Genomic DNA, 11,733 nt, shown 5'->3' with positions numbered 1-11,733 from the left:
TTTCCGTAATCGAAGCAGTCGTTTGGCTACCAGCCGTCCGAAAGCACCCGCTCCAGCATGTCGGCGAAGAAGTCTGCACTCTCCCGCGACAGGCAGAGCGGCGGCTTGATCTTCAGCACGTTCAGGGAATCGCCGGTCGGTTGCATGATGACGCCGAGTTCGAGCAGACGGTCGCAAATGGCGGCGGTTTCCTCGGTCGCCGGCGCCAGCGTCTCGCGGTCGCGCACGAACTCCAGGCCGAGATAGAGCCCCATACCGTGTACTGCGCCAACCAGCGGAAAACGCTGGCCGAGTGCTTCCAGCCGGCGCTTCAAATGATCGCCGACGACGCGGGCGTTCTCCTGAAGTCCCTCGTCGCGCATGATGTCGAGCACGGTCATGCCGACCACCGAACTCACCGGACTGCCGCCGGCCGAGGAGAAGAAATATCCTTCCTTCTCCAGCGCATCGGCGATCGCCCTGGTGGTGATGACGGCGCCGAGCGGATGGCCGTTGCCCATGCCCTTGGCGATGGTGATGATATCGGGAACCACGCCCTGTTGCTCAAAACCCCAGAAATGATGACCGAGGCGGCCATAGCCGACCTGCACCTCATCGGCGATGCAGACGCCGCCACGGGCGCGAACCATCGCATAGATTTCCTGGAGATAACCGGGCGGCAGCGGAATGCCGCCCGCATTGCCGTAGACGCATTCGCAGATGAAGCCGGCGAGCCCTTGCCCTTGCCCATCCAACTCGTCCAGTGTCGGCAAGGCGGCCGCAATATAATCGGCTGTCGAGTCCTCGCCGCGAAATGGGCCGCGATAGATGTTTGGCGACATGACCGGATGCACCCAATTCGGTCGCGTGGTCAGTGCTTGCGGGTTATCGGCAATGGATGTCGACACCGCATCGCTGGCGACCGACCAGCCGTGGTAGCCTTCGAGCAGGCAGAGCATGTTGCGCGCACCGCTTGCCGCCCAGGCGAGCCGCAAGGCCAAGTCGTTGGCTTCCGATCCGCTGTTGACCAGAAATACTGTGTCCAGCCCTTCCGGCGCAAGGTTCGCCAGCCGCTCGGAAAAGGCCGCGACAGAGGCATAGTGAAAGCGGGAATTGGTGTTCAGCCGCTGCCATTGCCGGTGGACGGCGTCGGCGAGACGCGGATCGGCATGGCCGAGAATGGTGACGTTGTTGACCATATCGAGATAGCTGCGCCCCTCGACATCGACCATATGCTCGCGAAAGCCGCGCTCGATCTGCGGCGGGGTCTGGTAATAATTCTTCTGCGGCCGGGCGAAATGACGCTGGCGGCGGGCGAGAAGTGCCGAACTCTCCGGGGCCGGAGCGTCGCAATCGAAACCCAGCAAGGCGGCCGGCGACGGGCACAGCACCGTCCAGGCGGCGGCGTGATCCGGCCGCACGAAGGGCGGCGGGGCGATCTCGGCGTCGCGGCAGAGCTGAACCCGCAGGGCTCCGTTGCCGATGGTTTCGGCGATCGTGGCGCCGGTTGCGACGGACTTCCCCTCTTCCGCTGAAGTATGTGGAACAGTCCCCTCCCCAACCTCTCCCCACAAGGGGGAGGGGCTTGACCTGCCGCTCTCTCCGTCCTCTGAAACGAGAGCTGGCGGCTGGGTCTCTCCCCCCTTGTGGGGGAGATGGCCGACAGGCCAGAGGGGGACTATTTCGTCATGCGATAGTCCCGCCTTTTCGACAGAGATTGCCGCACTGCTCAGATGCAACACAGTGTCCGCTCCGACGAGAACGAGGCCATCGGCCGTTCGTTTCACCATGCCGGCGAACGGAGCCGCAATCCTTGTGCCGGCCGGCGGGCGCAGTTCGACATGGAGCGCGCATGTCGGTGCCGGTTTCGGCGATCGCAGGATGGTGCGGGTGAGGCGATATTCGCCGTAGCGGGTTGCCGTGATCGCATTGTCGGCGGCGGCCTGTCGCAGAATCGTCTGTTCCTGCTCCTGCGCCGGCCAAGGCGCACCATCGAAGACGGAGCTCTGGCTATGGAGGGCAACAAGGGCCACGCGAGATGGGTCTACGTCCGGCAGTAGCGGTCCGCATGCGGGCAACGCGTTCTGCTGCAGCGCATGGCTTGTGGCCTGCAGGATGGCGGTCTCCATTAGGGCAAAGGGCACGGATGTGGCTACGTCGAAAATCAGCCGCTCATGGTCGATATTTTCGCTGATATAGCCGTTGTCCGGGTCGAGCGCGAGCTGCTGTTCGCTGCTCGCCACCAGCACCGCCGCCCGCGCCACGATCAGCGGCCAGAGCGCTTGCAATTCCGCGGTGTTCAACGGGAAAATGGCGTCGAACGCGACGACCGCCGGCAGGATGATGAAGGGATCACCGTCGACGTGATGCAGCAGCGACGCACAGGTGACGGCGAGATCCGCCACCAGCCAGCCGTGAAGAATGTCGCCGAAATCGATGACGCCGTCCGGGATCAGCCGGCCACTTGTGTCCGCCCGGCTGACGACATTGTCGTCGGTGACATCATGATGGATCGCCTGCAGCCGCAGAGACGGTTTCAGCGGCTCTATACGCTTCAGCGCCGCCTCCATCGCCTCCCCGATCCGCCCTTTCCTGTCCTCATCCGATATCGAGGACAAGAGATGATCGACGACCGGTCCGGCATGCCGTAGGTCCCATTGGATGGTGCGGGCAAGGCCAGGATGGGTGAAATCGGAGAGCGCCAGCGCAAGCCGGCCACCGATCGCGCCGAGGGCGGCAACCGTTTGGGAAGGCAGATGTTTCCGCCGCGTCAGCGGTTCGCCGTCGATATAGTCAAGCAAACGAATGTGGTAGTCCTGACCGCGCACGGCGGCGAACACGATGTCATCGCCATTGGTGGCTGCGATGACCTTTGGCACGCGGGGGTTTCCGGGCTTTCCGGCAATATGACGCAAGGCGGCGTTCTGGGCTTCGAGTTCGCTTGTTCCGTAGTCCGCCCGACAGATTTTCAGCACGAAACGGCCGTCACTGGACTCGATCCGGTAGTTGCGATCCTGCTGGCTGCCCAGCTCGATGATGGATCCGGCAAGACCGTAATAGGTCGCAAACAGCGCGCGGGCATCCTCGATGGTGACGTCCGGCCGTGACAGTTCGGCCCGCCGCAAAAATCCATTATCCAATCGTTCATCCCCCGGAATCATGCGGGCTGAGATTGGCACACCGGGCCGCGAAGGCGAACCGCAAATCGGCGAAAGCCACCTTCGATTTTTCCGTGGCCTCCAGGCACGGCATTGCGGAAGTGAACCCGGCTATTGAATATTGCTGACAATGCATAGTATGAGCCTGACATGTGCCCGCGCCTCAAACCAGTGGATTTGATAGCGAAACGGGTGGTCCGGGGGCCACGACGATCCCGCGAAGGCGCCCGGCCGGAGTTCAAGATCATGGATACGGCAGACGTAAAGAACAGAGCGCGGCGCAGCAGCGGCCGCCCGACACTTGCCGATGTGGCACGCCGCGCCGGTGTCGGCACGATCACCGTTTCCCGTGCCCTGCGCGCCCCGGAACGGGTTTCCGCCGAGCTTCGCGAACGGATTTTCTCGGCCATCGATGCGCTCGGCTATGTGCTCAACCCCAATGCCAGTGCACTCGCCTCGGCGCGCGCCGATGTCATCGGTGTGCTGGTGCCATCGCTCACAAACAATGTCTTTTCGGAAGTGCTGAGGGGAATTCACGATGGCCTGCGCGACAGCCGGCTGCAGATCCAGTTCGGCAATACGCACTATTCCGTCGTCGAGGAGGAAAGGCTGGTGCGGATGTTCTTGAGCCAGCATCCTTCCGGCCTGATCGTGTCGGGTATCGACCAGGCGCCGGCAACCCGCGCCCTGCTTGAAAAGGCCGGCTGCCCGGTGGTGCAGATCATGGAGGTCGGCCCCGATCCCGTCGACATGATGGTCGGCTTTTCCCATTTCGAGGGCGGCCGGACCGTGACGCAGCATCTGCTGGACGCCGGTTGCCGGCGGATCGGTTTTCTCGGCGCCCGCATGGACCCGCGCTCGCATCGTCGTCTGTCCGGATACCAGTCGGTGATGGAGGCCGCCGGCTGTTTCGACCCGGCGCTTGTCACGACGACGACGATGCCCTCAAGTGTCTCGATGGGTGGCGACCTCTTCCAAACGGCCTTTGCCAAGACCCCGGACCTCGACGCCCTCGTCTGCAACAATGACGATCTGGCGATGGGCGTTCTCTTCGCCTGCCATCGCGCCGGGTTGGACGTGCCGAGGCGCATCAGTCTTGCCGGTTTCAATGATCTGGAAATGATGTCCGTGGCCTTTCCGTCGATCACCAGCGTTCGGACGCCGCGCTACGAAATTGGTCTTCAGGCTATCGGCATGGTGCAGGCCGCAATGGTAGGCGAAAGGCCGGACGAGTCGATCGTCGATCTCGGTTTCGAGCTGAAAATCCGCGAGAGTACGAAACGCGAAGGTGCGCCGAACTCCTAACAAAGCATGTTGTCATATGGCTGCTTTACAATCCCGATTGGTAGCGCTACCATTCTTGGCGTGACGCTCGGGGAGGAGCCCGTTTGACGTCATCGGACTCGTGCATCGACATGCTTGCCGAACCGGCAACCGACTGCAGCCATCCGCCTGCAAAAGGTCGTCGACGTTCCCAACGCCTGTCGCGGCCAGTCCAGAAATGGCAACACGTGGGAGGAATTCGATGTTCAAGACATTTGTCGGCGGCATTCTTGCTGCCGCTACACTTACGCTGTCCTGCGCGACCGCGATGGCCGACCCGGAAACGGTCAGCGGCCCCGCCGCCCAGGCGGACTGCTTCGCCCCCTGGGCGGCCGATACCAAGTTCTTCAAGTTCCCGAAAAAGGATGGTCCGTTCCGGATCGCGCTTGCCAATGGCTATATCGCCAATACCTGGCGCATCCAGATGATCCAGACCGCCAAGGCCTATGCCGCGCAACCGGACGTGGCCGCCAAGCTCAAGGAATTCAAGGTCGTCTCGACGGGGGAAGATGTTCCGGCGCAGATCTCCGCGATCAACAATTTCATCGATTCCGGCTATGACGCCATCGTCGTCAACGCGCAGAACCCGACGGCCTTCGGGCCGGTGATCAAGCGCGCCAAGGAAGCCGGCGTCATCCTCGTCGCCTTCGACAACATTCTTGACACGCAGGATGCGATCAACGTCAATGTCGACCAGAAGGGTCTCGGTGTGCTCTGGGCGAACTGGCTGGCGGGTCATCTGCCGGAGGGCGGCAAGATCCTCGAAGTGCGCGGCGTTGCCGGTACTTCGGTCGATACCGATCGCCACAACGGCATCCACGAAACCTTCGATGCGACCGGTAAGAAGTGGGAGGTCGTCGAAGTTCTCGGCAAGTGGGATGATCCAACGGCGCAGAAGGCGACAGCCGATGCCATCGCCGTCCACAAGAAGTTCGACGGCATCACCGCGCAGGGTGGCGACACCGGCGTCGTGCAGGCAATGATCGATGCCGGCCATGCGTTCGTGCCCTTCGGCGGCGAAACGGAGAACGGGTTCCGCAAGTTCTGCTCCAAGCATGCAGCCGACGGCCTGAAATGCTCGTCGGCAGGCACAGGTCCTGCGCAGGTGGCCGTCGCCATCAAGACGGCGATCGCAGCGCTTGAAGGCGAGGTCGTTCCGCAATCGGTCAAGCTGCCGCTGGCGATCGTCGAGGACCCGAATTTCAAGGAAGGCCAGGATTTCTATCCCGACCAGTCCGACAACTTTTTCGTCGGCAATTCCTTCCCCACCTGCGGCATCAATTTTACCGCGCAGGAAATCATGGGGCAGACGCAGGCGGACAAATAAGATCGGGCCGGAATCCGCATCGCCTGAGAGCGTGTCGCGCACTGAGAGCGCGACACGTGAAAACCCGACCTGAGGACCTTCATGACCATATCAGACCCACAGGCGGCCCAGCCGCTTTTCCGGATGGACGGCGTGTCGAAGCGGTATGGCGGCGTCCGCGCGCTGGAAAATGCCGAACTGACGGTGGAGGCTGGCCGCATTCATGCCATTCTCGGCGAAAACGGCGCCGGCAAATCCACCCTGATCAAGATCATGGCCGGCGTCGTTGCGCCGGATGAAGGCCGCATGCTCTTGGAGGGGCGACCCGTCAGTTTCCGGTCGCCCGCCGAGGCATCGGCCGCCGGGGTCACCTGCGTGTTCCAGGAACTGTCGCTGATCCCCGATCTCAGCGTCGCCGACAATATCAGCATCTCCAACCCGCCGCGCCGCTTCGGCCTGATCGATCGGCCGGCCCAGCGCCGCATCGCCGAGGAAGCACTGGCCCGAGCGGGCGCCGATGACGTGCATCCTCGTGCCCTGGTCAAGGACCTGCCCCTGTCGCGCCGGCAATTGGTCGAGATCGCCAAGGCGCTGGCTTGGAAGCCACGAATCCTGATCCTCGACGAGGGCACGTCCGCCCTCACCGCAGCCGATGTCGCCAAGGTGTTTTCCGTGTTGAAGCGACTGCGTTCCGAAGGCTTGGCGCTGCTCTACATTTCCCATCGCATGCACGAGATCGCCGAACTCGCCGACCAGTGCACCGTGTTCCGCAACGGTCGCAATGTCCTGAGCTTTGCCGCCGGCACGCGCAGCGACGGCGAGATCGTCGAGATGATGATCGGCCGCGAATATTCGAGCGCCTTTCCGGCGAAGCCGGACCGGCGGGTCGATGCAAGGCCACCGGCGCTCGAATGCCGGAACCTCGGCTGGACCGACAGCCTGCGTGATATTTCGTTCACCGTCGGCAAGGGAGAGGTCGTCGGCCTTGGCGGCCTCGACGGGCAGGGACAGCGTGAATTGCTGCTCGCCTTGTTCGGCGTGTTGCGCGGCACGACAGGGTCGGTTCTGGTGGATGGGAAACCTGTTCCGCTGGAGAGCCCGGCAGCGGCGAGCACGGAGGAGGTCGGCATGGCGCTGATTCCCGAGGACCGCAAGACCGAGGGACTGATGCTGCCGATGACAGTGCGGGAGAACCTGTCCTTCGCGGTTCTCGACCGCATTTCCAGCGGCGGTGTCATCGATCGCGATAAAGAAACGCGGCTGATCGACGAGATGGTCAAGCTGCTCGCGATCAAGAGTGATGGCATCAATGTCCCGGTCGGGGCGCTGTCCGGCGGCAACCAGCAGAAGGTGGTCATCGCCAAATGGCTGATGCGCCAGCCGCGGATCATTTTGCTCAACGATCCGACGCGTGGCATCGATGTCGGTACCAAGCATGAGCTTTACCAGTTGCTGCGCCGCCTTGCCGATGCGGGCGCAGCCATCCTGTTCTATTCGACCGATTATGATGAACTGATCGGCTGCTGCGATCGCGTATTGGTCCTTTATGATGGCAGCATCGTGCGGGAACTGGCGGGCGACGGCATCACCCAGCATGCGCTGATCGCCAGCGCGCTCAATGTCGAGAGCAAGACAATGGAGACAGCGGCATGAACGAATGGCGCTACGGACTGAACGAACAGCGCGGCACGCTGATGGCAGTCGGCATTTTCCTGTTCATGTTCGTCATCTATGTCTCCAACCATCCGGCCGGGCTGACGGCCAACGTCGTCCAGACGGCGGCCAACAAGGGCGTTCTGCTTGCCTTCGTCGCCATGGCGCAGACCCTGGTGGTGATCACCGCTGGGATCGATCTTTCGGTCGGCATGATCTTCATCCTGACCAACGCGCTCGCCTCCTGGCTGGTGGTGGGCACGCCGCTCGAAACAGCCTTCGGCGTTGTTGCGGTGCTTGCAACCGGCCTTGCCTGCGGTGCCTTGAACGGGCTGATCGTCATCTACGGCCGGCTGCAGCCGATCGTCGCGACCATCGCCACCGGCGCGGTGTTCTTCGGCATCGCGCTTCTATTGCGACCCTTTCCGGGCGGCTCGGTGAACGAAGATCTCGCCGACATGATGACCGGGCGGATGTTCGGGTTGATCCCGTCGAGCCTCGTTGCACTGGTCGTCGTCGTTCTCGTCATCTGGGTGCCGTTCAGTCGGTCCGTCCTGGGGCGGGCGGCCTATGCGTCGGGCTCCTCGGAGGTCGCCGCCTATATGTCCGGCGTTCCCATCCGCCGCGCCAAATTCATGGCCTATACGCTTTCGGGCCTTCTTGCCTCGATCGGCGGACTGTTTCTCACCTTCTTCACCTATACCGGCGAGGCGGCGCTCGCCAGCGGCAACGCCTATACGCTGTTTTCGATCGCCTCGGTCGTGCTGGGCGGTGTTTCGCTGTTCGGCGGCAGGGGCAGCGCCGTCGGAGCGATCTTCGGCGCGCTGGCGTTTCGCACGATCGGCGACCTGCTGTTCGTCTTCGACTTCGACCCGCTCTGGCAACCTCTGTTCCAGGGCGTGGTATTGCTGGTCGCCGTCAGCCTTGGAGCGTTCGGATTGTTCCGCGTCCGCAATCGCCTGGAGTGGTTCGGATGAGCGACACGACACGGGAACAGCCGATGACCCCACCGAAACTGCTACGACGCCTGGACCCGGCCATAACAACGGCATTTGCCTGCATCATTCTTCTTCTCGTGATCGGCAGCTTCTATTCGACGAGTTTCCTGTCGCCGGAATATCTGCTGCAGCAATTGAAGGTCGCTTCCTTCCTTGGCGTCATCGCCACGGGCATGATGATCGTCATCCTGCTTGGCCAGATCGATCTTTCGGTTCCGTGGTCGGTGGCCGTCGGCGGCATGATGGCCTGTGCGGCTGCGGCCTATGGCCCTGCGGGCGAAATTCTCGCCATTCCCTTCGGCATCCTTTGCGGCATGGCGATCGGGCTCGCAAACGGGATCGGCGTCGCCTATCTGCGCATCCCCTCAATGATCATCACGCTCGCAACCAACGCCGTCGCGCAGGGGCTGATGGTGGTCTATACCGGCGGCTTCTCGCCGCAGGATTCCGCCACGTCGGCCATGCGTTATCTGGCGACCGGTTTTCTCCTGCCGGGCGTGCCTAATGCCGTATTGATCTGGGCGATCGTCGGCGCCGCCGCCGTCTTTGTCCTCACCCGTACGACCTTCGGCCGCTCCGTCTATGGCATCGGCAACCGCGAGCGGGCGGCCTATCTTTCCGGCATCAACACCCGCCGGATCGTGCTGATCGCCTTCGTCGCTTCCGGCGCGCTCAGCGCCTTCGGCGGCGCGCTGCTGGCCGGTTATGCCTCGAAGGCGGCGCAATCGATGGGTGACACCTACCTGCTGCCTTCAATTGCTGCTGTCGTTCTCGGCGGCACGTCGATCCTTGGCGGCCGGGGCTCCTATCTCGGCACCGTCGCCGGCGTCATCCTCATCACGCTGCTCCAGTCGATCCTGTCCGTCATGCAGATGCCGGAAGCCGGGCGGCAGATCATCTACGGCGCCGTCATCATCGCCATGCTGCTGCTCTATGGCCGCAGTCCGGCCAATCGTTGAGAAAGCCGCCACACGTCAGCCGCCCCGGATCGATGTTCGCCAGACGAGGTCGGCATGCAGGCGCAGCGACCGGCTTTCCGGTGCAGCTCCATCCTCGACCAGCCAGGAAACCGCTTCGCGGGCGATCGTATCAACCGGCTGCGCGAACGTCGTCAACTGATAGGATAACCAGGAAGCCTGCTCGATATCGTCGAACCCGGCCACGCAGACCTGGTCTGGGATGGACATGGAAAACTGGTGGCGCGCTGCGTCCATGAAGCCGCAGGCAAGCAGATCGGTGGCGCAGAAGACAGCGTCTGGCCGCTCCTTGCGCGTCAGAAGCTGTTGGGCGACGATCCGGCCGGCTTCGTAGCCGGTATGGCCGAAACGCTCCACCACAACCTCCATGCCGTGTGCCGCGGCGGCCGCGACGAAACCGCGCTCGCGTGCCATCAGGCTGGGCGTTCCGGCTTGAGAATTGGCAAAAGCCAGCCGCTTGCAGCCGGCGCGCACGAAGGCGGTGGCGATGCGCGCTGCCGCTTCCGTGTCGTCGAGGTTGATCCGCAACGGTCCTTCCCGGTCATCGTCGCGGTTGATCAGCACCAGCCGCTGCCCGTTCTTCAGACAGAGGTCGGTGATCGATCTGTCCGGCAGGCCGGAGAGGATGATCGAGGCATCGGCCCGGTAGCGGATCGCCTGCCGCAGCGCCAGATCGACGCTGCCGTCCGAGCGGTCCGTGTTGATCAGCATCGCCACCTTGCCGGAATTCTGCAATTGCTGCGTCAGGGCGCGGATCAGCGACGAGCGGTAGGGCGTGCCAATCTCCGAAACGATGAGGCAGACGATACCGCTCTCGTTGCGCATCAGGCCGCGCGCCAAGTGATTGACGTGATAGCCGAGTGCCTCGGCCGCATCGAGAACCTTTTGGCGCGTCTTCGGTGAAACGCTGGCTCCAGAGGTAAATGTTCGAGAAACGGCGGAACGGGAAACGCCTGCCTTTTCCGCCACTTCCTGCGCGCTGACAAACAATTTCTGGGACACGCTGCTCTCCACTGTCAGCCGGCAATCTGCACAATTTTGCAATGGCGTGCAAGGGGCCATCAATCTGCACGGGTAATCCGATGTGACAGTTTTGTGAAGATTTAGTTTGACAGCCGGTTTCTGCTCATGCAGCATTTGCACACGCTTGCAAAAGCGAGCAGCGTGGAGGCGCTGCTTCAACAGGAGGAAGTTTCATGGGTTCAGCATATATTGCCGCGGCGGCGCTTGCCGCCGGTGTCACGCTCACCGCGTTCGGCGCACAGGCGGCGGGTGATCTCAATCTGATCTGCTCGGCCGACGTCGTCATCTGCGAGCAGATGAAGGGCGATTTCGAGAAAGCCAACGATATCAAGGTCAACATGGTGCGCCTGTCGTCGGGCGAGACCTATGCCAAGATCCGCGCGGAAGCCCGCAATCCGAAGACCGACATCTGGTGGGCGGGCACCGGCGACCCGCATCTGCAGGCCGCATCTGAAGGCCTGACGCTGGAATATAAGTCTCCGCTTCTGGACCAGTTGCAGGATTGGGCGAAGAATCAGGCGGAAAGCGCCGGTTACAAGACCGTCGGCGTTTATGCCGGTGCGCTCGGCTGGGGTTACAACACCGAGATTTTCGCTTCAAAGGGGTTCAAGGAGCCCAAATGCTGGGCCGACCTGCTCGATCCGGCCTTCAAGGGCGAAATCCAGATCGCCAATCCGAACTCCTCCGGAACGGCCTATACGGCGCTTGCCTCTCTCGTCCAGATCATGGGCGAAGACCAGGCGTTCGATTATCTGAAGAAGCTCAACGCCAATATCTCGCAATATACCAAATCCGGTTCGGCGCCGGTGAAAGCGGCGGCGCGTGGCGAAACCGCCATCGGTATCGTCTTCATGCATGATGCGGTCGCCCAGACGGCGGAAGGCTTCCCGGTCAAGTCGGTCGCGCCCTGCGAGGGCACGGGTTACGAGATCGGCTCGATGTCGATCGTCAAGGGCGCCAAGAACCTCGACAATGCGAAGATCTGGTACGATTGGGCGCTGAAGCCGGAGGTACAGTCGCGCATGAAGGATGCCAAGTCGTTCCAGCTTCCCTCCAACAAGTCGGCCGAGATTCCGGAGGAAGCGCCGAAGTTCGAGGACATCAAGCTGATCGACTATGACTTCAAGACCTATGGCGACCCGGCCAAGCGCAAGGAACTGCTTGAGCGCTGGGACCGTGAAGTCGGCGCAAGCGCCAATTAAAGGCCTTTGAGGCGGGACCGGGACGCAGCCGCGATACCCGGTCGATCCGCCAGCCTCTCCCGGCCCGGAAACCGCTCCCATGTTCCTCCACAGGCGGGAAGTGGTTTCCGGCCA

General features: G+C 62.6%; 8 protein-coding genes. 6 read left to right on the top strand and 2 right to left on the bottom strand.

Annotated features, from left to right (window positions below):
* Positions 1-26: 26 nt before the first annotated feature.
* A complete protein-coding gene (locus tag ACST81_RS24415) occupies positions 27-3,140 on the bottom strand; it encodes an aminotransferase family protein (protein WP_438754041.1) in 3,114 nt (1,037 codons plus the stop codon).
* A 243-nt stretch (positions 3,141-3,383) separates the two neighbouring features.
* Between ACST81_RS24415 and ACST81_RS24410 the strand changes: the two genes are divergently transcribed.
* The 5 genes from ACST81_RS24410 to ACST81_RS24390 all read left to right on the top strand — a co-directional run bounded on the left by ACST81_RS24410 (position 3,384) and on the right by ACST81_RS24390 (position 9,376).
* Positions 3,384-4,442, top strand: a complete 1,059-nt coding sequence (locus tag ACST81_RS24410; RefSeq protein WP_438754039.1) for a LacI family DNA-binding transcriptional regulator — start codon at positions 3,384-3,386, stop codon at positions 4,440-4,442.
* Positions 4,443-4,662: 220 nt separating this feature from the next.
* Positions 4,663-5,787 (top strand): sugar ABC transporter substrate-binding protein, encoded by a 1,125-nt coding sequence (locus tag ACST81_RS24405; RefSeq protein WP_438754037.1) that lies wholly within the window; start codon positions 4,663-4,665, stop codon positions 5,785-5,787.
* Between the two features lie 81 nt (positions 5,788-5,868).
* Positions 5,869-7,419 carry a sugar ABC transporter ATP-binding protein gene (locus ACST81_RS24400; RefSeq protein WP_438754035.1) on the top strand — a complete coding sequence of 517 codons (1,551 nt, stop codon included), beginning with the start codon at positions 5,869-5,871 and terminating at the stop codon, positions 7,417-7,419.
* The gene (locus ACST81_RS24395; RefSeq protein ID WP_438754033.1) at positions 7,416-8,396 is read left to right on the top strand and encodes an ABC transporter permease; all 981 of its coding nucleotides are present in this window, start codon (positions 7,416-7,418) and stop codon (positions 8,394-8,396) included. The genes ACST81_RS24400 and ACST81_RS24395 overlap by 4 nt, the downstream gene beginning before the upstream one ends.
* On the top strand, positions 8,393-9,376 hold the full coding sequence (locus ACST81_RS24390) for an ABC transporter permease (RefSeq protein ID WP_438754032.1): 984 nt from the start codon (positions 8,393-8,395) through the stop codon (positions 9,374-9,376). The genes ACST81_RS24395 and ACST81_RS24390 overlap by 4 nt, the downstream gene beginning before the upstream one ends.
* Positions 9,377-9,391: 15 nt before the next feature.
* Here the strand turns inward: ACST81_RS24390 and ACST81_RS24385 are convergent, their stop codons facing one another.
* The gene (locus ACST81_RS24385; RefSeq protein WP_438754030.1) at positions 9,392-10,396 is read right to left on the bottom strand and encodes a LacI family DNA-binding transcriptional regulator; all 1,005 of its coding nucleotides are present in this window, start codon (positions 10,394-10,396) and stop codon (positions 9,392-9,394) included.
* A 194-nt stretch (positions 10,397-10,590) separates the two neighbouring features.
* Here ACST81_RS24385 and ACST81_RS24380 point away from each other — a divergent pair, with 194 nt between their 5' ends.
* Complete coding sequence (locus tag ACST81_RS24380; protein WP_438754028.1) at positions 10,591-11,619, top strand: ABC transporter substrate-binding protein; 1,029 nt, start codon at positions 10,591-10,593, stop codon at positions 11,617-11,619.
* The last annotated feature ends 114 nt before the right edge of the window (positions 11,620-11,733 follow it).

The sequence above is a fragment of the Pararhizobium sp. O133 genome (assembly GCF_051669845.1).
Classification (GTDB): Bacteria; Pseudomonadota; Alphaproteobacteria; order Rhizobiales; family Rhizobiaceae; genus Pararhizobium.
The sequence above is the reverse complement of the archived record's forward strand: the minus strand, read 5'-3'. Positions and strand labels throughout refer to the sequence as shown.